This is a genomic window from Nocardia sp. NPDC049935 (assembly GCF_055586645.1).
Map to the genome: position 1 here is coordinate 171,862 of NZ_JBVJHV010000001.1, position 26,182 is coordinate 198,043.

Genomic DNA, 26,182 nt, shown 5'->3' on the forward strand with positions numbered 1-26,182 from the left:
TAACACTGGTCGCAAAAGTGTGGGACTTCGCATAACCCGGTGTTGCATTCCTTCGGTTCGATTCACAATTGGAATGAATCGACTACAGGAGGGTTTTATGTCACATTCGGGCGACCGCCCCACCGTCGATCCCGATCGGCAGCGCAGGGATCTGCCGGATCGGATCGAGCTGAGCGACGGCGCACCCCTGGAGGTGCGGCTCGGCCCGGTCGATCTACGGGTCCTCGAAGCGGCGTTGGCCCCGCTCCGCACCTGGAGCGACCCCCGGTTCTTCGGTCTGGACAATATTCCGGACTCCGGCCCCGTGCTCCTGGTCGCGAACCACAATCTGCTCGGCCTGATCGACGCGCCCCTGTTGTTGCCGGAGGTCCTGCGCAGCCGCGGGCGGCTGATCCGCGGGCTGGCCGAGAACCTGCTCATCCGGGTTCCCGGGGTGCGGCATTTCCTGCACTACTACGGTTCGGTGCGCGGCACGCGCGAGAACTGCCGGACCCTGCTCGAGCGGGGTGAGGTGGTGCTGGTGTTCCCCGGCGGCGGCCGCGAGGCGATCCGCCGTAAGGGCGAGAAGTACGCGCTGCGCTGGGAGGGTCGCACGGGTTTCGCCAGGATGGCGATCGAATGCGGTGCCCCCGTCGTACCGGTGGCCATGATCGGCATCGACGACGCCTACGACATCGTCGCGGATAAGGACGATGTGCTGCTGCGCCCGCTGCGCGCGCTGGTCGAGGCGCTGGGGATCCACACCGAACTCACACCGCCGCTGGTGCGCGGCGTGGGTCTCACGCCGATCCCGCGACCCGAACGGTTCTATTTCTCGGCCGGAGCCCCGATCGACCCGGAGCCGTGGCGCGATACCACCGATATCGACGAGGCCTCGGGCCAGTTCGCGCAGGTGGTGGAGAAGGCGCTGCGCGAGGAACTGACCTATCTCTTCGCCGAACGGGACCGCGACCGCGGCCGCACGCTCTCGGGCCGGCTGCGCGAACTGCTCCCGGTCTGAGCGGGCCACCACGGCGACGGTGAATGGCCAGGCAGTGTCGATGCGTCGTCCAGAATAGGAACACCAGCCAATTCCCGGTGTGAAGTGAACAAGGATTCGCACGCCGGGTACGGTGGGTCACAGCGGCGGGCCGGCGCGGCCCCGTCCGAAGTGTTCACTAGGAGGTTGGTGTGGAGCGCACACTGTTCGAACCCGAGCACGAGCTGTTCCGGGAGTCGTACCGCAAGTTTCTCGCGACGAACGTGGCGCCGTTCCACGACCAGTGGGCGGAGCAGGGCGTCGTCGACCGTGCCGTCTGGACCGAGGCCGGTAAACAGGGCTTCCTCGGTATGCAGATGCCGGAGGAGTACGGCGGCGGCGGGGTGCGGGATTTCCGCTACAACGCCATCATCAACGAGGAGGCCGTGCGCGGTCAGTACTCGGGTCTGGGTTTCAGCCTGCACAACGATGTCATCGCGCCGTACCTGCTGGAACTGGCCAACGACGAGCAGAAGCAGCGCTGGCTCCCGAAGTTCTGTTCCGGTGAGCTCATCACCGCCATCGCGATGACCGAACCGGGGACCGGTTCGGATCTGCAGGGCATCAAGACCCGCGCGGTGCGCGACGGCGACGACTGGGTCCTCAACGGCGCCAAGACCTTCATCACCAACGGCATCAACTCCGATATCGTGATCGTGGTCGCCCAGACCGACCCCGATGCCGGCGCACTGGGTTTCAGCCTGCTGGTCGTCGAGCGGGGAATGCCCGGGTTCGAACGCGGCCGCAACCTCGACAAGCTGGGCCTGAAGGCGCAGGACACCGCCGAACTCAGCTTCACCGATGTCCGGGTGCCCGCCGCCAACCTGCTCGGCGAGGAGGGCAAGGGCTTCATCCACCTGATGCAGAACCTGCCGCAGGAGCGGCTGTCCATCGCCGTGATGGCCGCCGCCGCGATGGAGTCCTGCCTGGACACCACCTGTCAGTACGTGCGCGACCGCAAGGCTTTCGGCAAACCGATCGGCGCTCTGCAGAACACGCGTTTCGTGCTGGCCGAACTGGCCACCAAGACCACCGCCGTGCGGGTGCTGGTCGACCGCTGCATCTCCGAGCTCAACGCCGGCACCCTGACCGCCGAGGACGCGGCCATGGCCAAATGGTGGAGCACCGAGGAACAGGTCGACCTGATCGACCGCTGCCTGCAGCTGCACGGCGGCTACGGCTACATGCGTGAATACCCGATCGCGCAGGCCTATCTCGACGCGCGGGTGCAGACCATCTACGGCGGTACCACCGAGATCATGAAGGAGATCATCGGGCGCAGCCTGAAGCTGTCCTGATCGAGCATTCCGAGATCTCGCCACGGGCGGGGCATCCCGAGCGGATGTCCCGCCCGTGGTGTCCGCGGGGGAGCCGCAGTGTCCGGGTGCGGCCGGATGTGACCGAGTAGTGTTTCTTTCGACCGCCGCGGCGGCCCGGGCAGCGCTACTGTCTGCGCTATGGCAAGGGGACCCGACCGGTGGATCGTCGGTCGATCGGATGAGCTGAACCGGTTGCGCGGGCTGGTCGCGGGGGTCCGCAACGGGCTGGGCAAGGCGATGCTGCTGCAGGGCGATCCGGGTATCGGGAAAACAGTCCTCGTTCAGGCCACCGCCGGGGCGGCGCACGATTTCCGCGTGCTGCGGTCGCCCGGTTTCGAGGCGGAGCGGTCACTGCCGTACGCGGGTCTGCACCGGCTGCTGCGCCATTGCGAGGCCGAGTCGAAGCAACTGCCGGAGCCGCAGCAGGAGGCGTTGCGGGTCGCCGTCGGAGCACAGGCGGGGGCACCGCCGGATCTGTTCCTGGTCGGGCTCGCGGTCCTCGGGCTCCTGGCGGCGGTGAGCGCGGAGCAGCCGGTGCTGTGCGCGGTCGACGACGCGCAGTGGATGGACCGGGAGACGCTGACCGTGCTGGGATTCGTGGCGCGCAGGTTGCACGCCGAGGCGGTTCTCATGGTGTTCGCGGCCCGCGACGACGACGAGGTCGATGTGCACCTCGCCGGAATACCGGTGACCCGGGTCGAGGAACTCGAGCGTCCGGCCGCCATCGAACTGCTCACCACCCGGCTCGACGCGCCGCTGGATCCGCGCACGGCGGCCCAGGTCGTGGATATGATCGGCGGAAACCCGCTGGCTCTCGCGGATCTCGCGCACGAACTGGGCGCCCGCAAGCTCACCGATTCGTCGATGATCGCCACCCGCCTGCCCGCCGGCCGGCATCTGGAGCGACTGTACCGGCGCCGGGTGGACGCGTTACCCGACGACGCCCGGCAGTGGCTGTTGATCGCGGCCGCGGAGTCCACCGGTGACCTCACCCTGGTCGATCGCGCCGCGGCTGTTCTCGACGTGGAGGCCCGGGCCGGTGAGGCGGCGGATCTGGCGGGACTGGTGGTGGTCGAGGGCGGTGTCTCGTTCCGGCATCCGCTGGTACGGGCCGCGGTCTACGGGGCCGCGCCACCGGCGGCCCGGCGGCGGGTGCACGCGGCGCTGGCCCGGGCCGCCGATGCGCTGGCCCTGCCCGACCTCGAAGCGCTGCACGCGGCGCAGGCCATCACCCGTCCGGATTCGGCGGTGGCACAACGCCTCTACGACGCGGCGACCCGGGCCGGCCTGCGCGGCGGACTGCTGTCGCGGGCGGGCCTGCTGTCGCAATCGGCGACACTCACCGAGGAGCCCGCGGTGCGCGACAGCCGGCTGCTGGACGCGGCCGAGGACGCCGCCGAAGCCGGGGCCGGCCGGTTCGCGCTGGATCTGCTCGGCCGGATCTCCGAACCCGATCGGCTCGATCCCGTACCGGCCGGCCGGGCGCTGGCGTTGCGGGCCTCGCTGGCCGAGTTCCTCGCCGATGCCGAAGGCATACCGCTGGCGCCCGCGCAACTGGCCGCCGCGGCGGATCTGTTCCGTGGGCGCGACCCGGTCCGCGAAAAACTGGCGCTGGTGCGGGCTCTCGACGTGATGCAGAGCACCGAGCGGCTCATCCGCGGGATCACCGTGCCCGAACTCGGCCGGCGCGCGCGGCTGGCGGTGGGGCCGGGAGACGAGATCGCCGATCGCGTTCTCGCCGCCATGGCGGCGCTCGTACTCGATCCCTATCCGGATGCGGTGGCGCCGATGCGCGCGGCCGTCGAGGCCCTCGGCGCCCTCGACGACGCTCAGGTGCCACGGTTCGGGACATCCGGTGTGATCCTCGCGACCGCGCTCTGGGACGACCGGGCCCGCAACCGCTGGCTCGAGCGCTGCGCGCGCGTGGCCGTGCGGCTCGGGGCGCTCCGGACACTGGACAGCGTCCTGTGGGTGCGCTCGCTGACCGAGCTCGACGGTGGTGATGTGACCGCGGCCGGCCGGATGATCGAGTGGGTCCGCGAATCCCGGCAGGCCCTCGGCTACCCGGCCGAGCATGTGGTCAACGGGGCCTATCTGGCCTGGACCGGGGCAGCGGTCGATACCGTCGAATTCGTCGCCGAGGCCGGCTGGGCGGCCGGGTTCGCGGGAGTGCACACTTCCACGATCACCGCATTGGCGAGCCGGGACAACGCCGAGGGGCGCTACGACGCGGCGTTCGCGCGGCTCGTTCCGTTCGAGGCCGACGGCTGGCTGCAGGTCGGTCCGCATCAGCTCCCCGATTTCGTCGAGGCGGCGGTGCGCAGCGACCGGATGGCCGATGCCGAACGCGCCACCGCGCGGCTGGGCGTGATCGCCGCGGCGGGCGGCACCGGCTGGGCGGTGGGGGTGACGGCTCGCTGCCGGGCGCTGCTCGCACCCGATTCCGCCGCCGAATCCCACTACACCGCGGCCGTACAGACGCTCGCCGGCGCCGAATCGCCGATCGACCTCTACCGTGCCCATCTCCTGTACGGCGAATGGCTCCGCCGGCGCCGCAGGCGGCGTGACGCCCGCGAACAGTTGCATACCGCGCATCAGGGTTTCGTCCGCACCGGCGCCCTCGCCTTCGCCGAACGCGCCCGGCGCGAGCTGGCGGCGCTCGGTGAGACACCCGTGGAACCCGTGGCCGCCGGAGTATCGCTGACGCCGCAGGAAGCCGAGGTGGCCGCGCTGGCGGCGGCGGGGCGCACCAACGCCGAGATCGGCGCGGCGCTGTTCATCAGCCCCAACACCGTGGATTACCACCTGCGCAAGGTCTTCCGGAAGCTGGGGATCACCTCGCGGCGGCAGCTGCGGGACGGCCCCGCCGGAGGCGGCCCGGGAGATTCCGCCGGTGGCCGAGAGGTCCGGCGGTAGGGACTACGTGCCGCACGTGGTCCGCCGCGGGCCGGGATCGCGCACCGTAGAGGGTGCGAGCCCGGCGAGAGGAGACCACGGTGCCCTATGTGACCACCGAGGACGGCACCCGGATCCACTACAAGGACTGGGGTCCGGTCGGCGGTGCGCCAGTGCTGCTCAGCCACGGCTGGCCGCTCAACGCCGACGCCTGGGACGCGACCGCTCGCGCGCTGGCCGCCCGTGACCACCGCGTGGTCGCCCACGACCGCCGCGGGCACGGGCGATCGTCGCAACCCTGGCACGGCAACGAGATGGACACCTACGCCGACGACCTCGCCACCCTGATCGAAGCCCTGGACCTGACCGGCGTCACCCTGGTCGGGCACTCCACCGGTGGCGGCGAGATCGTGCGCTATCTGTCACGGCACGGCGGGGAGCGGGTGGCGGCGCTGGTGCTGGTGTCCGCGGTGCCACCGTTCATGCTTCGCACCGCCGACAATCCCGGCGGTCTGCCGGCGGCGGTCTTCGACGAATTGCGGGCCGGCGAAGCGGCCGACCGGGCCCAGCTGTACCGGGATCTGGCCGACGGCCCCTTCTTCGGACACAACCGGCGCGGCGATATCTCGCAGGGCGTGCGGGACGCGTTCTGGCAGCAGGGAATGGCCTGCGGGCATCACGCCGCGTTCGAATGTATCGCCGCGTTCTCCGCCACCGATTTCCACGCCGACCTCGCCGCGATCGACGTGCCGACCCTGGTGATCCACGGCGACGACGACCAGATCGTGCCCTTCGCCGTCGGCGGGCAGCGCACCGCCGCCCTGGTTCCGGGCGCGGCGCTCATCCGCTACGAGGGCGGAGCCCACGGCCTGCCCGATACCGAACGCCGGCGCCTGCACGCCGACCTGTTCGCCTTCATCGACTCCTGACCGCCCGCCGGACCCGACAACGAGGACAACACCATGAACCGGACTTCCGCCCCCGACACCATCGTTCTGGTCCACGGCCTGTGGGTCACTCCACGCAGCTGGGAGAACTGGGTGCGTTACTACACCGAGAAGGGCTTCACCGTGCTCGCCCCGGGATATCCGGGTTTCGAGATCGAGGTCGAGGAACTGCGCGCGCGGCCGGAGATCATCGCGAATCTCACCGTCCCGCAGACCGTCGACCACCTGGCGGCGGTGATCGAGGCGCTGCCGCGGCCGCCGATCATCATGGGACATTCCTTCGGCGGCACGCTGACCCAGTTGCTGCTGGCCCGCGGCCTCGGCGCGGCCGGAGTCGTGGTCGATTCCGCGCCCACCGAGGGCGTGCTGGTCAATCCGCCGTCGCAGCTGAAATCGCTGTTCCCCATTCTCAAACACTGGTCGAACCGGCACCGTGCGGCCGGGTTCACACCGGAGGAATGGCACTACTCGTTCACCAACACCCTCGACCGCGCCGAATCCGACCGGATCCACGACCGCTATCACATTCCCGCGCCCGGTAACTGGGTCTGGTCCTACGGCGTCTTCGCCAATTTCACTCCGGGACATCAAGAGACCTGGGTCGACTATTCGGCCGACCGCGCGCCGCTGCTGTTCGTGGCCGGCGGTGCGGACCACATCATGCCGCCCTCGGTCAACCGGGCCAACGCCAAGAAGTACCGGAAATCTCCGGCCCGCACGGATTTTCACGAGTTTCCCGGACGTTCGCACTGGACCTGCGCCGAACCGGGCTGGGAAGCCGTCGCCGACTACGCCCTGGAGTGGGCGCTGCGGGCCGCGGCCACGAGTTCCACCCCCGTCGATTGACCACCGACCATCACAACAGGAGACCTCCGATGTCGAAGAACCAGCCACGCTCCCGGCTGAATCGCGCTCTGGTGAGCGCGGCCCTCGCTTGCGGGATGCTCGTCCCGGCCGTGGCCGCCGCGGATCCGTCTTCGCCCACGATCGTGCTGGTGCACGGCGCGTTCGCCGATGCCACCAGCTGGGACGCGGTCGCCGCGGAGCTGCGCTCACGCGGTTACCCGGTGGTGGCGGTGGACAACCCGCTGCGCGGTCCACGCCACGACGCTGCCGCCGTGAGCAGCGCGCTGGGCGGAATCGACGGGCCCGTGGTGCTGGTCGGGCACAGTTACGGCGGTGTGGTGATCACCAACGTCCACGATGAGAAGGTTCGGGCCAACGTCTACATCGCCGCCTTCGCGCCCGATGAGGGCGAGTTCGTCCAGGGGCTGCTGAATCCGCTGCAGTTCCCCGGAAGCCGGCTGCTGCCGCCGGCACTGCAACTGCGGGTGGTCGACGAACCGGCCGGACCGGCCGGGCGGAATGTGGACGGCTACATCGCCGAACCCTATTTCCGCGATATCTTCGCTCAGGATGTCGACCCGGCGACAGCGGCGCAGATGTTCCGGCACCAGCGGTCGGCGGCGCTGGTCGCCAATCTGGAACCGTCGGGCCCGCCGTCCTGGGCGCGGCGACCGAGCTGGTACCTGGTCTCCGGTCAGGACAATGTCATTCCGGCCGCCGCCCAGCGGTTCATGGCGGCGCGGGCCGCGGCGGGGACCACCCGGGAGATCCCGGCCTCGCACGCCTCGCCGGTATCGCAGCCCGATCCGGTAGCCGACACCATCGTGGCAGCGGTGTCCGCGGTCGACTGAACCCGCCGAACAGCGCGCGGCGCCCGGCAACCGGGTCGCGCTACCGGCCGTCCGTGACCCGGAGACACGGACAGGGGCACGTTCCCGGTGGAACGTGCCCCTGTCCCGAGGTGGCGCGGTGCGCGCCGGATCAGGCGTTGACCCGGAAATCCTCGGTCTGCTTGCGATCGAAATACGCGCGCGTTTCGCGGTACACCAGCGGAGAAAGGATCAGCAGGCCGATGAGGTTCGGCAATGCCATGAGCCCGTTGGCGACATCGGAGAAGGTCCAGACGGTGTCGAGTTCGGTGGTGGCGCCCAGGTAGACGACGGCGATGAACACGATCCGGTACGGCAGCACCAGGGCGGTGCCGAACAGGAACTCGATACAGCGGTCGCCGTAGTAGGACCACCCCAGCACCGTCGAGAACGCGAAGAAGATGACGCTGATCGTGACGATGACGCTGCCCCAGGTGCCGGGGAGCGCCTCGGCGAAGGCGTTCGCGGTGTAGGTGGCCGGAGACGCGTCGGTTTTCCACACACCGGTGGTCACGATGACCAGGCCTGTGAACGACACCACCACCAGTGTGTCGATGAAGGTCTGGGTCATGGACACCAGCGCCTGCCGCACCGGATGGCTGGTGGACGCGGCCGCGGCGGCGATACCACCGGTGCCCAGGCCCGACTCGTTGGAGAAGATCCCGCGGGCCACACCGTACTGAATCGCCGCGGCCACGCCCGCGCCGACGAAACCGCCGGTTGCGGCGGTGCCGGTGAACGCGTCGCCCACGATCTCGCCGATCGCGGCGGGTAGATCATCGATCCGGAAGATCAGCACCGCGAGCGCGCCCAGGATGTAGAGCACGATCATGACCGGGACGAAGATACTGGCGACCCGGCCGATGCCCTTGATCCCACCGAGGATGACCGCCGCGGCCAGTACGGTGATGATGAGTCCGGTGATCCAGGTCTGCAGACCCCATTCGGATTCGACATTCATCGCCACGGTGTTGGCCTGCGTCATATTGCCGATACCGAACGACGCGATCACACCGGCGACGGCGAAGAAACCACCCAGGAAGATTCCGACCGGGCCCTTGATGCCCTGCCGCAGATAGTGCATGGGACCGCCGGCCTGCTTACCGTCGGCGTCGGTCTTGCGGAAGCGCACACCGAGGAAGGCCTCGCTGTACTTGGTGGCCATACCGACCAGGCCGGTCACCCACATCCAGAACACCGCGCCGGGTCCACCGAGTGAGATCGCGGTGGCGACACCGGCGATATTGCCGACACCCACGGTGGCGGCCAGCGCGGTGGACAGCGCCTGGTAGTGGGAGATATCGCCTTCGGCGTCGGCATCACTGCGATCGAGGAAGCCGAGCCGGAATGCCAGCGCGAATCTGCGGAACTGTATACCGCGCAGTAACGCGGTCAGATACAGACCGGTCAGCAGGAGCAACGGGATAAGCAACCAGGGGCCCCAGATGAAATCACTGGCGCTGCCGAGGAACTCGTCCATAGGGAAAAAACCGCCTCAGGTACGGACCGCAGCCGGCGCGGCCCCGCGGTCTCCGGGTCACCGGCGGGGGTGCCGGTGACATTCCGGTTGGCATTCAACCACCACCGCCGGGAACATGTGCGATGAGCCACCTCCGTAGATTCTGACGGATATGTCAGACCCTCCGGCACACCCCGTGGTGTGGTGAGACCGGGCAAACCGTCGGCGGGCGTCCGGCGGCCGGACGCCCGCGCCGGTCACACCGTGCCGGGACCGGTGACGAGCGGCAGGTCGAGGGTGGTCCGGATACCCGGCTTCGCCGCGATGACCGCGGGTACCGCGTTGACCACCCGCATCGCCGTGGCTACCAGTCCCGCGTGATTGTGATCCCCGTTATCGCTGGAAAGACACAGATCCAGGGCGTAGTTCGGTTCCCCGGTGATCTTCACCCGGTAGGACCCGCCCTCCTGGGCCGGTTGCGGCCAGTGCGGCGCCATATCGGCGCGCAGCCGGGTGATGTGCTCGAGGACGGTGACCACCCGGTCGCCGACCATCCCGCGCACCTCGAACCGCACCCCGGCGGTGGTCCCGGCCGCGATCGGGCCCGCCGCGATCTCGAAATCCTCCGGTGCCGGGATCCGTTCGTGGGTCTCGGTCACCGCGTCGAGCTCGATACCGAGCCCGGCCGCCAGCTGGCGCACCACACTGCCCCACGCGAGCGAGAGCACCCCGGGCTGTAGCAGCATCGGCGTCTCGTCCAGCGGTTTGCCGAAGCCCATGATGTCGAACATGACGGCCGCGTTGTCGTAGGTCGCGTAGTCGAGGATTTCCATACAGCGGATCTCGTCGACCCGCGCGCAGGTGCCCGCCAGCGCGAGCGGAAGCAGATCGTTGGCGAATCCGGGATCGATGCCGTTGACGAAAATCGACGCGCCGCCCGCCTCCGCGGCCTCCTCGATCGGGTCGAGGAGATCGGCCGGCAGCACCTGCCAGGGATACTGCAGGAACACCGGCGCGCTGGCCGCCACGTTCACCCCGGCGCCCAGGATCTCGCGCAGATCGGCGAGGGCCTCCATGAGCCGGTTGTCGGCCATCGCGGTGTACACCACACAGTCCGGTCGCAGCGCGAGCAGTGCGGCGCTGTCGGTGGTGGCGGCGATACCGGTCCGGGTATCGAGTCCGGCGAGTTCGCCCGCGTCGCGGCCTTCTTTGTCCGGGTTGGACACCTTCACGCCGACGAGTTCCAGCCGGGGATCGCCGATGATCCCGGCCAGGGCATGGACGCCGACATTGCCGGTGCCCCAGTGCACGACACGGTAGGTCATGGTTGTCTCCTCACAGATCCGGGATCGGGATATCGAGATTCGGAGCGATGAGGCCGCCGTCGACCTCGATCACCTTGCCGGTGAGGTAGCCCCCGGCGGGGGAGGCGAGGAACAGCGCGGCGGCCGCGATCTCGGCCGGGTCCCCGAGCCGGCGCAGCGGAGTCGCCTGTTCCACAGCGGTGCGCATGGCCTCGTCGCCGGCGACGATCTCGAGCGCGGAGGTCGCGATCGAGCCCGGCGCGATGGCGTTCACCCGGATCCGGGGCGAGAGATCCATGGCCGCCAGCCGGGTGTAGTGCGCCAGTGCCGCCTTGGCGGTGCCGTAGGCGGCGAACCCGCGGCCCGGCATCCGGCCCACGGCCGAGGTGATGTTGATGATCGAACCGCCGCCGGCGGTCTCCAGCATCAACGGCACCGCGGCGCGGATCAGCGCGTGCGCGTTGGCGACGTTGAAGCCGAACGCGTCGGTCAGGCGGCGGGGTGAGGCGTCCAGCAGCGGGGTGGGCATGGCGCCGCCCACATTGTTCACCACGATGTCGAGGCGGCCCAGTTCCGCGACCGCGGTCGCCGCCAGCGCGGCACAGGCCTCGGCGTCGGCGAGATCGGCGACCACGATATGGGCGCGCCGGCCCAGGTCCCGGATCTGCTGGGCGACCTTCTCGAGGTCGGATTCGGTGCGGGCCGCGATGAGGACATCCGCACCCGCCTCCGCGAATCCGACGGCGATCGCGGCGCCGAGGCCGCGTCCGGCGCCCGTGACCACGGCGACCCGGTCATCGAGGCGGAACCGGTCCAGAATCATGGTTCTCCTGACGTCGTCTATGCTCGTGTCGACTATTCGACGAGATTTCAACGAATAGTCGATGCAGTGTAGGTGCCGGTGGCGCGGCCGACAAGGGAGGTGCCGAAGATGACGAAATCGGGATCCCCGCCGACCCGCCGGGTCGTCTCGGTGGTCGAACTGATCGCGGGATCCGACCGGCCGCTGACCGTGTCGGAGATCGCGGACCGGCTGTCGCTGGCCCGGGCGACGGTAACCGCGGTACTCCACGAACTGTGCGCGACGGAATGGCTGGTCCGCGACGCCGGGCTCGGCTACGGACGCGGGCCGGCGCTGAACCGGCTCGCCGATATCGCCGCGTTCGGGGCCGTGCCGGCGGCGGGCGCCGAACTGTCCGCACTGGGCGAGGCCGCGGGCTGCGGCGCGACGCTGAGCAGGGTGGCCGACGGCAGACTCACGGTCGTCGCGAAGCACTACGCGAAAGAACGGATCATCCCCGGACTCCCGGTCGGCCAATCGATCCCGCTGTCCTATCCCGCCGGGGCCGCGGTCATGGCGTTCCGCGAACCCGCCGAGCGCGCACGCTGGCTGGGATCGGACGACCGGGGTGCCGGTGCGGAGGAGCTACTCGATTTCGTCGCCACGCGCGGTTTCGCCATGTTCCGGCCCGGGGACGACGATGCCGGCCTGGTCGATGTGCTCACCGAATTGCTGGGCGCACTGGGCGCCGAACTACTGCAACCCGCGTTGCGCGCCAAGGTGCTGCGTCAGCTGGGACGGCTCACCTCGCGCGCGTACACCGCGGCCGAGATCGAGGCACCGTATCCGCTGCCGGTCAGTTATGTGTCCGCGCCCGTGTTCGACGGGCCCGACGCACCCTATGAATTACAGCTCGGGCCGCTACGCGCGGAGGTCGGGCCCGCGGACCGGGCGCGCTATATCGAGATCGTCCGCACCGGTGCGCAGGCGATCTCGGCCGCCCTGCAGTCGGGGGTGAGGACCCGTCATTCCGATCCGGGTGCGCGGAGTTCGGCGGCCAGCGAATCGGGTGTCCAGTACCCGGACGCACCCGGACGACTGGCGAGGTAGCCCGCGACCTCCCGCAGCGAAAAGCCGTGGGCCCCGCGCAAACCTGTCGCGATCTGGCGGAGATAGGCGGGGGCGGGCGGATTCCCGCGCAGATCGCGCCACCCCCAGGGCGCGGTGAAGGTCAGGATGGGAATGTCCTCGAAGACTCCCGGGCAGATCAGGGTTTCGTAACGGCCGGGCCCCAGCCGGCTGCGGCCGGTGCGCACGGCCTCGGTGAGATCCGGATCCGCTCCCGGGGCGCGATACATCTCCTGCGCGAGGAGATCGCCGAACTGGGCACGGGTGAGCAGGTACCCGCGCACCGGGGTGCGGGCGGGAACGCCGGGATCGTAGAACGCGCGGCCGCCGGTCCAGATCGCGGATTCCGTGGCGAAATAGAGCAGCCCCGGCACAGTGAGCGCGACCGACCGGGCGGGCGGGGTCCGGTCCCGGAATCCGCTCGCGGCAGCCCCGCCGCCCGGTCCGGGCCGGGCGGCGTGTGGTGGCGGGGCCGGGTGGGTTCCCGCGGCCGTCGCGGGGACGGTGCCGTCGACGTAACAACGCAGGCGTTCGGGGTTCGCGTTGGAGCCGTACGCCGCGTACCACACCAGCTCCGGGCCCGCGGCGGTCGTGGACGTGCGCCGCGAGGATCTCCGCTCGTCGTAGGCGACCATGGTTTCCCCGTCCCGAACCGGAATCCGGCCGTGCCCGCGGGCACCGCTCAGATCTTGCGGATCACCGTGACGACCTTGCCGAGAATGCGCGCGTCGTTACCGGGGATCGGTTCGAAGAGCGGATTGTGCGGCATCAGCCAGACATCGCCGCCGCTGCGCTTGAACGTTTTCACGGTCGCCTCGCCGTCCAGCATGGCCGCCACGATATCGCCGTTGTCCGCCACATTCTGCTGGCGTACGACCACCCAGTCGCCGTCGCAGATCGCCGCGTCGACCATCGACTCGCCGACGACCTTCAACAGGAACAGTGATCCGTCGCCGACGAGTTCACGGGGGAGCGGGAACACATCCTCGACGGCCTGCTCGGCCAGGATCGGCCCACCGGCCGCGATCCGTCCCAGCACCGGCACATAGGTGGGTACGGGCTGATCGGTCTCGGGGGTGGCGTCACCGGCGTCGGCACCGTCGGCGGGGGCCAGGGTGGTGACCGAGCGCACCGCCTCGTCCATGCCCCGGACATCCACGGCGCGGGGCCGGTTGGGGTCACGGCGTAGATACCCCTTGCGCTCGAGAGTGCGCAATTGATGGGCCACCGACGAGGTGGAGTTCAGGCCCACCGCGTCGCCGATCTCACGGATGCTCGGCGGGTAGCCGCGCAGGCTCACCGACGACCGGATGACATCGAGCACCTTGCGCTGGCGCACGGTGAGATCCGCACCGCCTGCCACCGATTCGGTGCCGGGACCGGCCCCGTCACCCGTATCGTCTGATCGGCTCACCACATCCGCCTTTCTCGTCGGTATCCGGCCACGCCGCCCGGGCGATCCGGGCAGTGCCGTCCATTCGCCCGAAGGCGCCCTGACCTGCCCTGCCCGAACGTCGTGTCGTGCAGTGAATCTAGTCGGCCGTTCCCGATCTATCAAACATCTGTTCGAGGTATGTCCGGCGTTGCTACTGACATTATCCCTCTCGCGTGGTAGAAATCGAACATCAGTTCGTCGAACATTTGATCGAATACCGGAACGCCGAACGCCCCGGTATCGAAGCCGCCCTTGGTTTCCGCGACCGTCCATTACCGCGACCGACCAGCACGGAGGTCCCACCGATGAACACTGCGATCAGCCCGAACCGCACCGGCGCGTGGGAAGACGCCGCCGCCCGGACAACACCTGTTCCGATCCCGCCGGGGGAGACCGGAACGGGATGTCCGGGCGACGGCGGGCTGCCGGTGCCGGCCCCGCCGCGACGTCGCGCTCCCGGCCCCTGCACCGCCACGGTGTCGCGGGCCACCGAGCGCGGCGTCCGGCGGGCCGTACCGGTCCGGGATATCGCGCCGCGCCGGGGTCCGGCGGTCGATCCGCACTCGTACCGTCCGTCGCCCGACGAATGGGTCGAGCGGGCGCGGGTCGGGTGGGCGGCGGTCGCGTCCACCGCGGTCCTCACCGCGGCGGTGGTCGTGCTGTTCCTCGCCCTGGCCCACCTGCGAGCGCCCGAACCGCCGGCTCCGGTCCCGGTCCCGCCCGGAATTCCGGCCGCCGAGGTGCCGCCCGGAGCGGCCGGCGGACCCGGGAGCCGATGACGTGGCGGCCGCCGCCGCGCCCGGACCAGGGGTGAGGGCAACCACCGCACACCCCGTGCCGGTATCCTCGACGTGTTATGCACAGGAGCCGGTGCCCGCCGCCGGTTCATCCGGTACCGGCCCACCCGGTACCCGCGCTCGCCGGACCCGCGACCGGCGCAGGTTCGGCCGCGAGCGTTCGCAGCGACGAAGGACCCCGGATGCACTGCCCGTACTGCCGACACCCCGACTCGCGGGTCGTCGATTCGCGACTGGCCGACGAGGGCGCCGCCATTCGCCGCAGACGCGCCTGCCCGGAATGCGGGCGGCGGTTCACCACGGTGGAGACGGCCATTCTGTCGGTGGTCAAACGCAGCGGGGTGACCGAACCGTTCAGCCGGGAGAAGGTCATCCGTGGGGTCCGCCGGGCCTGTCAGGGCCGGGAGGTCGACGACGACGCGCTGAACCTGCTCGCGCAGCAGGTGGAGGACGCGGTCCGGGCGAAGGGGGCGCCCGAGGTGCCCAGCCATGAGGTCGGGCTGGCGATCCTCGGCCCGCTACGCGAACTGGACGAGGTGGCGTACCTGCGTTTCGCGTCGGTGTATCGATCGTTCACCTCGGCAGCGGATTTCGAACGCGAGATCCAGGATATGCGGCAGGCCCGCGCCGCCGTCGGCGCCGGCGACTGAGCGCGGATCCGGTCGCCTCCTCCGGACCCGGTGACCGGGCGCCCGATCCACTTCCGCCCGCCCCCGCGTGATCACCTGCGGATGGCGGCGATCGCCTTCTCGATCCGCTTCCGCGAGACGGGCTGCGGTGTGCCCAGCTTCTGGGCGAACAGGCTCACCCGTAATTCCTGCAGCATCCACCAGATCTCGGTGATATCCGGTGCCCGCCGCCGCGAGTCGGGCACAGCGGAGAGCAGCCGGTCGTAGGCGGCCGCCGCGGCGTCGACCTCGACCATGGCCTGCCGGTCACGGGTCGCCGAGCCGGGCAGGGCCGCGAGCCGGGCCGCCGCCGCGCGGAGATAGCGCGGTAGTTCGCGCAGACGCGCCGGTCCCCATGCGGAGACGAAACCGTCGAAGACGAGGTCCGTGATCTGCTCGCGTACGTCTTCGGCGATATCGGCTTCCCGGGTCCGTGTCAGCGCGGAGGACACCTCGTGGGCGGCGGCGAGGGCCGGCACCACCAGGCGCAGGATCCGGACGACCACGTCGTTGAATTTCGGTCGCACCTTCTCCACCAGGCGCGCGAACTCGGCGGGCTCGCGCACCGGCCCGCCCGCCGCGGTGATCAGCTGATCGGCGGCGGCGGCCCGGCAGTCCTCGATCAGCGCGTCCACCGAGCCGTACGGGTTCTGGCTCAGCACCAGCCGGTCGGCCGGGGACAAGGTCGCGGTGACCGCGCGTACCGAGGTGGGCACAGCCGCCAGCACGAGGGCGCGGGTGCCGGCCCGCATGGCGCGCGCCTGCTCGGCGGGTGATTTCAGCACCCGGACCGCCACACCGCCGCTCTCCGGGACCAGCGCCGGATAACCCGTGATGGTCTGTCCGCCGACCTCCCGGCGCACCGCCGGGGCCAGGCTGCCCAGAGATTCGGAGGTCCAGACCGTGGCCGGGGCCCGCTCGGCGCCCGCGGTGGCCGCCGCGACCGACGCCGAGACCTGGTCCGACAGCCGGGTTCGCAGCTGGGCGAGACTTTTGCCGGTGGCCAGCACCCGATCGTCCTCACCGATCACGGCGAAGGTCATCCGCAGATGGTCCGGGAGCGCGGCCGGATCCAGATCCCCGGGCGCGATCGGAGTGGCCGCGAGGCGGGTCAGTTCCCGGGCCAGCCCGGTTCGTAACGGTTCCGCCCGCGGGGTGAGCGTCCGCAGTGCCGCCGCCGCGAAGTCCGGTGCCGGGACCACCGCCCGCCGCACCTGCTTGGGCAGGGTCTTGATCAGGGCCGCCGCCAGTTCGGCGCGCAGACCGGGCACCAGCCAGTCGAATCCGACGGCTTTGACATGAGCGAGCTGGGCGACCGGAATACGCACCGTCACACCGTCGTCGGCCTGCCCGGGCTCGAACTGATAGGTGAGCGGGAACGAGAGTTCGCCCTGGCGCCAAGTATCGGGGAACGCCGCGGGATCCAGACCGCCCGCGCCGTCGTTGACGACGGTCTCGGTGGTGAAGTCGAGCTGGTGCGGGTCCTGGCGGCGGGCGGTCTTCCACCAGCTGTCGAAATGGCGGACCGAGACGATCCCGGCGGGCACCCGGCGGTCGTAGAACTCGAAGAGCACCTCGTCGTCGACCAGGATGTCGCGGCGGCGGGCACGATGCTCGAGGTCGGCGATATCGTCGAGCAGCGCGCGATTGTGGTGGAAGAAATCGTGCCGCGTCTGCCACTCGCCCTGTACCAGGGCATGCCGCAGAAACAACTCGCGCGACGTTTCCGGATCGATGGCGCCGTAGTCCACCGGCCGCCCGGTCACCAGCGGTACGCCGTAGAGCGTCACCCGCTCGTAGGCGCGCGCGGCGCCGCGCTTGGCCGACCAATGGGGTTCGGAGTACACGCGTTTGACCAGATCGCCGGCGAGCCGCTCCGCCCATTCGGGTTCGATCCGGGCCGCCATCCGGCCCCAGAGCCGCGAGGTCTCCACGAGTTCGGCCGCCATCACCCAGCGCGGCGGTTTCTTGGCCAGCGCGGAGCCCGGGAAGATCATGAACTTCGCGTTGCGCGCCCCCAGGAACTCACGGGATTCCGCCTCCCGGACCCCGATATGCGAGAGCATGCCCGAGAGCAGCGCCTGGTGGATCGCCGTGGCGTCCCACGGGTCGGTATCGGGGGTCATCTCCTCGACCGGCCGGGGGGTGGCGCGGCGCGGGGGCGTGCTGCCGCCGTCCGGCTGCGCACGGGCCGGACCGCGGCCCCGGCGGCGGCGCGGCGCGGGCGGCGCGGTATCGGAGCCGGTGTCCGGCGTGGAGGTGGGTCCCGCCCCGGCCTCGTGCAGCGACCAGCCCATGCCCTTGGTGATGGTGCGGAGCTGACCGTAGAGATCCTGCCATTCGCGGATCCGCAGGTAGTGCAGGAATTCCTCGCGGCACATCCGCCGGAAACGATTGGCCGACAGCGCCTGCCGCTGCCCGGACAGGTACTCCCACAATCGCAGATAGGCCAGGAAGTCCGAGTGGGGTACGACGAACCGGGCGTGCCGGGCGTCGGCCGCCTGTTGCTGATCGGCGGGGCGTTCCCGGACGTCCTGGATCGACAGGGCGGCCACGATCACCAGCACATCGGCCAGGCAGCCGGTGCGATGCGCTTCGACCAGCATCCGCCCCATCCGTGGATCCACCGGCAGCCGGGCCATCTCCCGGCCGGCAGGGGTGAGCGTATGCCCGGAATTCGCGCCCCGCCGCCTGCCCTGCCCGGGTGCCGGCGCCTGCTCCTCGCCCGCAGGCCCGTCCGTGCCGGGCTCGTCGGTTCCCGCCGGCCCGGGTTCCGCGGCGGCCGCGCGGCAGGCCAGTGCGCCCAGTTCCTCGAGCAATGCCACACCGTCGCGAACGGCCCGGTTGTCGGGCGCCTCGACGAAGGGGAACCGCTCGATCTCGCCCAGACCCAGCGCGGTCATCTGCAGGATCACCGCCGCGAGGTTGGTGCGCAGGATCTCGGGGTCGGTGAACGCCGGACGGCTGTCGAAGTCGTCCTCGGAGTAGAGGCGGATACAGATACCGTCCGCCACGCGGCCGCACCGGCCGGACCGCTGCCGGGCCGAGGCCTGCGAGATCGGTTCGATCGGCAGCCGCTGCACCTTGGTCCGCATGGAGTACCGGGAGATCCGGGCGGTGCCGGGATCGACGACGTAGCGGATACCCGGCACGGTGAGCGAGGTTTCGGCGACATTGGTGGCCAGCACCACGCGCCGACCGGTGTGCGGGGCGAACACCCGGTGCTGTTCGGCGGCCGAGAGCCGCGCGTACAGCGGCAGGATCTCGGTGCGCGGCAGTTTCAGGTCGGCGAGCGCGTCGGCGGTATCGCGGATCTCCCGCTCGCCGGACAGGAAGACCAGTACATCGCCGTCACCCTCGGCGAACAGTTCGGTCACCGCGGCGCAGATGGCGTCCACCGGATCCCGGTCCACGACGCGTTCGTCCTCGTCGTCCTCGTCGTCCTCGACGCCGGGCGCCGGGAGCGCCAGCGGGCGGTAGCGGAGTTCGACCGGATAGGACCGGCCCGATACCTCGACGATCGGCGCGGGCTCGCCCGCCGCGTCGGCGAAATGCCGGGCGAACAGTTCCGGGTCGATGGTCGCGGAGGTGATGACGATCTTGAGATCCGGCCGGCGCGGCAGCAACTGCCTGAGGTAGCCCAGCAGGAAGTCGATATTGAGACTGCGTTCGTGCGCCTCGTCGATGATGATCGTGTCGTAGGCGCGCAGCAGCCGGTCGCGCTGGATCTCGGCCAGCAGGATGCCGTCGGTCATCAGTTTGACCAGGGTGTGCTCGGCGGCATGATCGGTGAAGCGCACCGTGTATCCGACGGCGTCGCCCAGTTCGGTGTCCAGTTCCGTGGCGATCCGTTCCGCGACGGTGCGCGCGGCCAGCCGGCGCGGCTGGGTGTGGCCGATCGCGCCACGGATTCCCCGGCCCAGTTCGAGGCAGATCTTGGGAATCTGGGTGGTCTTACCCGATCCGGTCTCGCCGGCGACGATCACCACCTGGTGGGCAGCGATGGCCGCGGCGATATCGTCGCGGCGGCCCGTTACGGGCAGTTGCTCGGGGTAGGTGATCGCCGGTACCGCGGCGCGGCGTGCCGCGATACGGGCCTCGGCGGCGGTGATCTCGGATTCGATCCGGGTCAGGTCGCCACCGCGCTCCCGATCCAGCTGCCGGCCGAGCCGGTGTTCGTCGCGGAGGGTGAGAGAGGCCAGCCGGTCGCGGAGCTCCCGGTGGGTGACTGCGGTCCTGGTCATTGCGTCGACCAGCCTAACGAAAGCCGGACCTCATCCGGGTTCCGGCCTGGGCCGATCCGCGGAGGGGGACCTCGGCGCCACCGCGCCGCGGGGCGAAGCGACGGCGGCGCGGCACGACTCGTGCGAGGATGGTGGGGTTGCGTCCTTCCGCGAAAGGCTGTGTGGCATGGCCGGATTCGACGTGGACCAGGCGGCGGTCCGGGCTCTGGTCGCGGCCGCCTTCGTGGTCGCGGCAGTGGTTGTACTGACCCGGGTCGGAGTATCGCAGCCGGTCCCGGCGCCCGGGCGGGCCCGCGCAACGGCCTGCGCCGACAGCGGTGATCACGAATCCGACGCGGCGCATCTGCTCATGTGCGCGGTGATGGTGGTCATGCTTCTGTTCCCGCAGCAGATGAACGCGCATGCGATGCAGGGTGTGCTGCTCGCGATGACCCTGGTATTCGGGGTCCTGCTGCTCGACCGGGTGGCGCGCCGGTGCCGGGTGGGTGAACCGGGGGTCCGGATCGCGGCCCTGGGGTATCACCTGGTCGCCGTGCTGGTGATGCTGTCCGCCATGTCCGGCCACTCCGCGGCGGGGCACGGCGAAGGTCACGCCGCCGGGTGGCAGCTGATCTTCGTCGCTGTTTTCCTGATCGACGCGGTGCTCGTGGTCGTGGCGGCCCACGGTGACCGCGGATGGCCCGCCCATCCCGCCACCCGGGGCGGTTCGCCGGTCGCGGTGCTGCCGCATCTGGTGATGGACCTGGGGATGGCCTATATGGTTTTCGTCGCCGTCGCGGCCTGAGTCCGGGCGGTGGCGCCCGGGACCCGCCCGCGGTGCACCGTCGAGATCCGCACCTCGCGTGGGCCGAGAGCCGCACGCAGCGACTCGGCCACCGCGGCGGCGCTGTCGGCCGCGGCGCCGCAGGTGAACACATCGACGAAGATGTCACCGGATTCCGGATAGGTGTGCAGTGAGGCATGCGATTCGGCCAGCAGCGCCAGCACCGTGACCCCGTGCGGTTCGAACCGTTTGCTCACCATCTCGCACAGTGTCACCCCCGCGCCGGTCAGCGCCGTACGCAGCGCGGCCTCCAGGCGCTCGAGATCGTCGCACAGCGCACTGTCCACGCCGCCGAATTCGGCCAGCACATGCCGACCGGAGAACTCCGCTGTCACGACCCCACCCTCGCTCATCGCCGCGGCGCTCATCCCGAGATCACCGTGACTTCGTCGAACACCACTTCGCCGGCCGCATCGGATTCGGCGAGATCCACTGTCGCCAGTATCGCCCACCCGTGGTCACCGGCCGGATCGTCGAGGACCTGGCGGACCTGCCAGAAACCGGGACGCGGTTCCACCCGGAACAGTTGCGGTCCGCGGGCGTCGGGTCCGGTGCCGATCGTGTCGTATTCATCGAAGTACGGTGCGAGGTCGGCTTCCCAGTCCGGCCCCGGCGACAGCTCCGCCAGATCGTCCCAGCGGCGCCGCGCCGCCAGTTCCACCCGCCGGAACAGCGCATTGCGCACAGTGACCCGGAACGCGCGCTCGTTGGCGGTGATCGGCCGGACACTCTCGGCGCCGAAGGCGACCTGCTCCTGGTCGGATTCCGCGCCGGCCCCGGTGAGCTGCTCCCATTCGTCGAGCAGGCTGGAATCCACCTGCCGGACGAGTTCCCCGAGCCATTCGGTGAGATCGTCGAGTTCCTCGGTGCGGGCCGCCTCGGGCACGGTGCGACGCAGTGCCCGGTAGGCGTCGGCGAGGTAGCGCAGCACCACGCCCTCCGAGCGGGCCAGCTCGTAGTAGGAGATCAGCTCGGTGAAGGTCATCGCGCGTTCGACCATGTCGCGGACCACCGATTTCGGCGCGGGCGAGAACTCCGACAGCCAGGGGTGCCCGGCACGATAGGTTTCGTAGGCGCCCTCGATCAGCTCCGCCAGCGGTTTCGGCCAGGTGATCTCCTCGAGCCGTTCCATCCGCTCGTCGTATTCGATTCCCTCGGCCTTCATCTCGGCGACGGCCTCGCCGCGGGCCTTGTGCTGCTGGGCCATCAGCAGTTGCCGGGGATCCTCGAGGGTCGCCTCGATCAGCGACACCATATCGAGCGCGTAGCCGGGAGCGTCGATATCGAGCAGTTCGAACGCAGCCAGCGCGAACGGCGACAGCGGCTGATCCAGTGCGAAATCACGCTGGAGATCGACGGTCAGCCGGGCGTAGCGGCCCTGATCATCGGGTTCGGCCAGTTGCTGGACCACCCCGGCGTCACGGAGGGCGCGGTAGAGGCGGACCGCTCGCACGATGTGGCGGCGCTGGGCGGGGCGCGGTTCGTGGTTGTCCTCGAGCAGATGCCGCATCGCGGTGAAACAGTTGCCCGGGCGGGCGATCACATTGAGCAGCATGGCGTTGGTCACCGCGAATCGCGACACCATCGGCTCCGGTGCGGCGGTCACCAGCCGGTCGAAGGTCTCCTCGCTCCAGGAGACGAATCCCTCGGGTGGTTTGCGCCGCTGCACTTTCCGCTGCTTCTTCGGGTCGTCACCGGCCTTGGCCAGCAACCGGGCATTCTCGACCTCGTGCTCGGGCGCCTGCACCACCACGGTTCCCATGGTGTCGTAACCGGCCCGCCCGGCGCGTCCGGCGATCTGGTGGAACTCACGGGCCTTGAGCCGGCGGGTGCGCACACCGTCGAATTTGGTGAGCCCGGTCAGCAGCACGGTCCGGATCGGGACATTGATCCCGACACCGAGCGTATCGGTACCGCACACCACTTTCAGCAGGCCGTCCTGGGCGAGGCGCTCCACGAGCCGCCGGTATTTCGGCAGCATCCCGGCGTGGTGCACACCGATCCCGTGCCGGATCAGACGCGACAGGGTCCGGCCGAAGCCCGAGGTGAAACGGAATTCCCCGATGGCCTCGGCGATCGCGTCCTTCTCCGCGCGACTCGCGAAATTCGCGCTGGTGAGCGCCTGCGCTCGTTCCAGCGCCGCGGCCTGGGTGAAATGCACGACGTACACCGGGGCCTGATGGGTGGTCACCAGTTCGGTCAGAGTCTCGGTGATCGGCGTCCGCACGTAGGAGAAGTTCAGCGGCACCGGACGTTCGGTACCCGCCACCACCGCGGCGGCCCGGCCGGTGCGCCGCCGCAGATCCGCGGCGAAGAAGTCGACTTCGCCGAGAGTCGCCGACATGAGCAGGAATTGCGCCCCGGGCAGTTCGAGCAGGGGAACCTGCCAGGCCCAGCCGCGGTCGGGGTCGGCGTAGAAATGGAACTCGTCCATCACCACCTGCCCGATATCGGCCGCCGGGCCCTCGCGCAGGGCGAGGTTGGCCAGGATCTCGGCGGTGGCGCAGATGATCGGCGCGGTCGGATTCACCGCGGCGTCGCCGGTGACCATGCCGACCCGCTCGGCCCCGAACACATCGCAGAGAGCGAAGAACTTCTCACTGACCAGCGCCTTGATCGGCGCGGTGTAGTAGGTGCGGCGGCCCGAGGTGAGCGCGAACAGATGAGCCCCCACCGCGACCAGGGATTTTCCCGAACCGGTGGGGGTGGACAGGATGACGTGCGATCCGGAGGCCAGCTCCATGAGCGCCTCGTCCTGCGCCGGATACAGCGGCGTTCCCTGCTCGGCGGCCCATGCTCCGAACGACTCGTACAGTGCGTCGGCGTCGGTTCCCGGTATCTCGAGCAGTTCGGTCAGATCCACCCCGGACACCCTACGTCGTGCCCGGCGCGGAGCACCGGCACGGTGCGACCGCGCCGCGCGGGGACTCGCTCAGCCGCGCTCGTCGTCGTCGCCGGAGTAGCCGCCCTGTTCGGCCAGGAACCGTTCGAACTCGGCACCGAGTTCGTCGCCGCTGGGCAGTTCGCCCTCGCCGACCAGCAGGCTGGACTGGCGCTCCTGGGCGGTGACGAAGGTGTCGTACTGACGCTCCAGCGCATGCACCACGGTCTCGACCTCGGCATTGCCCGCGATGTGCTCGTTGACCTGCTCCCGGACCCGGGCAGCGGCCTCACCGAGCGCGGCCAGCGGCAGTTCGAGCCCGGCGTTCTCACCGAGATGTTCGAGCAGGGTCTGCGCGGCCTCCGGATACGAGGTCTGCGCCAGGTAGTGCGGGACGTGCACCGAGAATCCGAGTGATTCGTGACCGTGCTGCGCCATCCGGTATTCCAGCAGGGTCGAGGCGCTGGCGGGTACCTGCAGCTCACCCGGCCAGCGCTGATTGTCCGGGATCAGGTCACGATTCGAGGAATGGGCCGTCACCCCCAGCGGGCGGGTGTGCGGGATGGCCATGGGGATGGCGCTCAGGCCGATACTGCGGCGCACGCCGAGCTGTTCGGACAGCAACCGCACCGCGGTGGTGAATTTCTCCCAGCGCAGATCGGGTTCGGTCCCGGCGAGCAGCAGGAACGGCGTTCCCGCCGTATCGCGCAGCGCCCACAGGTTCAACTCGGGCTCGGCGTAGTCGGAGAAATGATCGGATTTGAACGTCATCAGCGGCCGGCGGGAGCGGTAGTCGAGCAGTTCGTCGACGTCGAACGAGGCGACCAGCTCGCCCTCCAGGCTTTCGCGCAGGTGCTCGGTGGCCAATCGCACGGCGTGCCCGGCATCGGAGTAGCCCTCCAGACCGTGTACCAGGACCGGCCCCGAGCCGTCGTCGGACGACAACTGCGGAGCGGGGAACTCCAGTTCGTACATTCGCGACTCGTAGTCCATCGCGTACTCCTTCCTGCGCGATCCGTCGGCGGGCCGATCGAGCAACACTGCTTGTCACTGCCGCGCCGCGAGCCGCGAATCACACTCCATTGTCCCCCATGACGAAGAACGGCCACACGCGGCCGCGCATCGGCTCTCTGTCGTGTCAACAGCGGTCACCGGTACCGAATTCCCGGTCCGGCCGGTCCGCGTACAGCGGCGGGGTGGTACGCGGTCCGTCGGTATGCACCGGGAGTCTGGCACAGGTATGGATCCGATGTACCGGAATTTCTCCGGCCGGGGGGCACGGTATCGGCCTCACCTTCCGGAGTACCCGATCCCATCCACAGTTTCACGGTTATCCACAGACTTGTCGCACGCCGGCGTTTGCCCTGTTCACCGCACAGCTGCGGGTGCCCCGGCAGCGCATGCTGGCGCCATGACACCCGCTGCGCCGTCCGCTCGCCCCGATCTCGCCGCCGACACCCGGTCCGGGTCCGGCGAAATCTCCTCTCCCGTACCCCGCCGGACCGCTCCCACCTCGGCGGGACGCCCCTGCCCGACCCTGCGGGCGCTGAGAGCCGGGACGTCGCCCCCGGCGGCGCCGCCCGTACCGTCCGGGACCGGAAGCAGGCCCGCGGCCGCCGCCCGCCCGGCGCTGCCGCGCTGCGCCGATCGGGCCGGGAGCGGCTACGAACGGCCGGGGTCCACCCGCCTCGACGATCCCGGTGATCTCATCGCCGCCGTGCCCGCCATGCTGGGATTCGAACCGCAACGTTCCCTCGTCGTGGCAGTCCTGTGCACCGCGCCGGGCTCTCCCGCGAATTCCGTCGTCGACCTCGTCGTGCGCTTCGATCTCCGGCACCCCGAACGGCCGGGCGAACCCTGTGACTCCGAGACCGTGGCCGCCGCGGCGGCCCGGGTCTGTGCCCGTCCCGGTGTGACCGGGGCGCTGGCCGTGGTCGTAGACGACCAGGTCGCGCCACCCGAGGCTGCGCGCCGGCACCGGATCGCGGTCCTCGACGAGCTGGAAGGGCGCCTGGCCGCCCACGCCGTGCCGATCCGGGGCTCCTGGGCGGTCCGGGCGATCCGTGCCGGTGAACCGTGGTGGAGTCTGACGGGACCGGACCGGGGCCGGGTCGCGGATCCGGCTACCTCGGTCCTCACCCTGGACCGGGTGTTCGGCGGGCGTCCCATCCGGGGCAGCCGGGCCGAACTCAGCGCGCTGATCAGTGCGGACGCCGTATTGCGGGAACTGGTCTCGGTGGAACTTCCCGGGGCCAGGTCACGTGCCAAGGACCGGTTCGCGGCGGCGGCGCGGCGCGAGGATCCGGCGGGTTTCCTGCGCGGTGAACTGAGCACGGTCCTGTGGTTGATCTCCCAGGCCGAGTCCGGGGAGCAACCGGATGCCCGGGAGCTCGCGGATATCGCGGTGGCGTTGCGGGACACCCGGATACGCGACTGCATGTTCGCCCTCGCCGCAACCGTCCACGCCGATGCGGCCGAACAGGTGTGGATCCGGTTGACGCGGGGCCTCGAAAGCGCCGACCGCGCCGAATCGGCCACCCTGCTGGGGTATTTCGCCTACGTGCGCGGGGACGGGCCGTTCGCCGGGATAGCCCTCGACGCCGCCGTGGACGCCGATCCCCGCCATCCGATGGCGACGCTGCTGCATACCGCGCTGGAAGCGGGTATGCGGCCGCAGCGATTGCGCGATCTCGCGCGCTGCGGCCGCGATACCGCCGCCGATCTCGGTGTGGATCTGGAGTCGCTGTGGTGAGCTCCGATGCCGCCGG

General features: G+C 70.0%; 20 protein-coding genes. 11 read left to right on the top strand and 9 right to left on the bottom strand.

Annotated features, from left to right (window positions below; translation table 11 throughout):
* The first annotated feature begins 97 nt into the window (after positions 1–97).
* The 6 genes from ACZ6SF_RS00850 to ACZ6SF_RS00875 all read left to right on the top strand — a co-directional run bounded on the left by ACZ6SF_RS00850 (position 98) and on the right by ACZ6SF_RS00875 (position 7,876).
* Positions 98–1,000, top strand: a complete 903-nt coding sequence (locus tag ACZ6SF_RS00850; RefSeq protein ID WP_466059491.1) for a lysophospholipid acyltransferase family protein — start codon at positions 98–100, stop codon at positions 998–1,000.
* A gap of 170 nt (positions 1,001–1,170) precedes the next feature.
* Positions 1,171–2,316, top strand: coding sequence for an acyl-CoA dehydrogenase family protein (locus tag ACZ6SF_RS00855; RefSeq protein ID WP_466059493.1), 1,146 nt, complete (start codon positions 1,171–1,173; stop codon positions 2,314–2,316).
* A 159-nt stretch (positions 2,317–2,475) separates the two neighbouring features.
* Complete coding sequence (locus ACZ6SF_RS00860; RefSeq protein WP_466059495.1) at positions 2,476–5,253, top strand: helix-turn-helix transcriptional regulator; 2,778 nt, start codon at positions 2,476–2,478, stop codon at positions 5,251–5,253.
* Between the two features lie 80 nt (positions 5,254–5,333).
* Positions 5,334–6,161, top strand: a complete 828-nt coding sequence (locus tag ACZ6SF_RS00865; protein WP_466059497.1) for an alpha/beta fold hydrolase — start codon at positions 5,334–5,336, stop codon at positions 6,159–6,161.
* A gap of 33 nt (positions 6,162–6,194) precedes the next feature.
* Positions 6,195–7,025, top strand: coding sequence for an alpha/beta hydrolase (locus ACZ6SF_RS00870; protein WP_466059499.1), 831 nt, complete (start codon positions 6,195–6,197; stop codon positions 7,023–7,025).
* A gap of 29 nt (positions 7,026–7,054) precedes the next feature.
* Positions 7,055–7,876 carry an alpha/beta fold hydrolase gene (locus tag ACZ6SF_RS00875; protein WP_466059501.1) on the top strand — a complete coding sequence of 274 codons (822 nt, stop codon included), beginning with the start codon at positions 7,055–7,057 and terminating at the stop codon, positions 7,874–7,876.
* A gap of 130 nt (positions 7,877–8,006) precedes the next feature.
* Here ACZ6SF_RS00875 and ACZ6SF_RS00880 read toward each other — a convergent pair whose 3' ends face one another.
* The 3 genes from ACZ6SF_RS00880 to ACZ6SF_RS00890 all read right to left on the bottom strand — a co-directional run bounded on the left by ACZ6SF_RS00880 (position 8,007) and on the right by ACZ6SF_RS00890 (position 11,480).
* Positions 8,007–9,374, bottom strand: coding sequence for an alanine/glycine:cation symporter family protein (locus tag ACZ6SF_RS00880; protein ID WP_466059503.1), 1,368 nt, complete (start codon positions 9,372–9,374; stop codon positions 8,007–8,009).
* A gap of 236 nt (positions 9,375–9,610) precedes the next feature.
* Complete coding sequence (locus tag ACZ6SF_RS00885) at positions 9,611–10,678, bottom strand: NAD(P)H-dependent amine dehydrogenase family protein (protein WP_466059505.1); 1,068 nt, start codon at positions 10,676–10,678, stop codon at positions 9,611–9,613.
* A 10-nt stretch (positions 10,679–10,688) separates the two neighbouring features.
* Positions 10,689–11,480 (bottom strand): SDR family oxidoreductase, encoded by a 792-nt coding sequence (locus tag ACZ6SF_RS00890; RefSeq protein WP_466059507.1) that lies wholly within the window; start codon positions 11,478–11,480, stop codon positions 10,689–10,691.
* Between the two features lie 108 nt (positions 11,481–11,588).
* On the opposite strand from ACZ6SF_RS00890, the gene ACZ6SF_RS00895 reads away from it, so the two are divergent.
* The gene (locus ACZ6SF_RS00895) at positions 11,589–12,548 is read left to right on the top strand and encodes a helix-turn-helix domain-containing protein (RefSeq protein WP_466059509.1); all 960 of its coding nucleotides are present in this window, start codon (positions 11,589–11,591) and stop codon (positions 12,546–12,548) included.
* Here the strand turns inward: ACZ6SF_RS00895 and ACZ6SF_RS00900 are convergent.
* Positions 12,464–13,201 (bottom strand): histone deacetylase, encoded by a 738-nt coding sequence (locus tag ACZ6SF_RS00900; RefSeq protein WP_466059511.1) that lies wholly within the window; start codon positions 13,199–13,201, stop codon positions 12,464–12,466. The genes ACZ6SF_RS00895 and ACZ6SF_RS00900 overlap by 85 nt on opposite strands.
* Positions 13,202–13,248: 47 nt before the next feature.
* Positions 13,249–13,980 (bottom strand): transcriptional repressor LexA, encoded by a 732-nt coding sequence (lexA, locus tag ACZ6SF_RS00905; protein ID WP_466059513.1) that lies wholly within the window; start codon positions 13,978–13,980, stop codon positions 13,249–13,251.
* 326 nt (positions 13,981–14,306) lie between these two features.
* Between lexA and ACZ6SF_RS00910 the strand changes: the two genes are divergently transcribed.
* Together ACZ6SF_RS00910 and nrdR are read left to right on the top strand one after the other, a co-directional pair.
* Entirely contained in the window at positions 14,307–14,780 is a 474-nt protein-coding gene (locus ACZ6SF_RS00910; RefSeq protein ID WP_466059515.1) for a hypothetical protein, read from the top strand.
* A gap of 200 nt (positions 14,781–14,980) precedes the next feature.
* Positions 14,981–15,448, top strand: coding sequence for a transcriptional regulator NrdR (gene nrdR / locus ACZ6SF_RS00915; RefSeq protein WP_466059517.1), 468 nt, complete (start codon positions 14,981–14,983; stop codon positions 15,446–15,448).
* A gap of 71 nt (positions 15,449–15,519) precedes the next feature.
* On the opposite strand, the gene hrpA is transcribed toward nrdR, so the two are convergent.
* The gene (gene hrpA / locus ACZ6SF_RS00920; RefSeq protein WP_466059519.1) at positions 15,520–19,710 is read right to left on the bottom strand and encodes an ATP-dependent RNA helicase HrpA; all 4,191 of its coding nucleotides are present in this window, start codon (positions 19,708–19,710) and stop codon (positions 15,520–15,522) included.
* 166 nt (positions 19,711–19,876) lie between these two features.
* Between hrpA and ACZ6SF_RS00925 the strand changes: the two genes are divergently transcribed.
* Positions 19,877–20,494, top strand: a complete 618-nt coding sequence (locus ACZ6SF_RS00925; RefSeq protein WP_466059521.1) for a DUF5134 domain-containing protein — start codon at positions 19,877–19,879, stop codon at positions 20,492–20,494.
* Here the strand turns inward: ACZ6SF_RS00925 and speD are convergent.
* The 3 genes from speD to ACZ6SF_RS00940 form a co-directional block, all read right to left on the bottom strand.
* On the bottom strand, positions 20,464–20,901 hold the full coding sequence (gene speD / locus ACZ6SF_RS00930; RefSeq protein WP_466059523.1) for an adenosylmethionine decarboxylase: 438 nt from the start codon (positions 20,899–20,901) through the stop codon (positions 20,464–20,466). The genes ACZ6SF_RS00925 and speD overlap by 31 nt on opposite strands.
* The gene (locus ACZ6SF_RS00935) at positions 20,898–23,396 is read right to left on the bottom strand and encodes a DEAD/DEAH box helicase (protein ID WP_466059525.1); all 2,499 of its coding nucleotides are present in this window, start codon (positions 23,394–23,396) and stop codon (positions 20,898–20,900) included. Before ACZ6SF_RS00935 ends, speD begins: the two co-directional genes overlap by 4 nt.
* 69 nt (positions 23,397–23,465) lie before the next feature.
* Positions 23,466–24,407, bottom strand: coding sequence for a PAC2 family protein (locus tag ACZ6SF_RS00940; protein WP_466059527.1), 942 nt, complete (start codon positions 24,405–24,407; stop codon positions 23,466–23,468).
* Positions 24,408–24,825: 418 nt separating this feature from the next.
* Between ACZ6SF_RS00940 and ACZ6SF_RS00945 the strand changes: the two genes are divergently transcribed.
* Positions 24,826–26,166, top strand: coding sequence for a DUF4192 domain-containing protein (locus ACZ6SF_RS00945; protein ID WP_466059529.1), 1,341 nt, complete (start codon positions 24,826–24,828; stop codon positions 26,164–26,166).
* Positions 26,167–26,182: the final 16 nt, after the last annotated feature.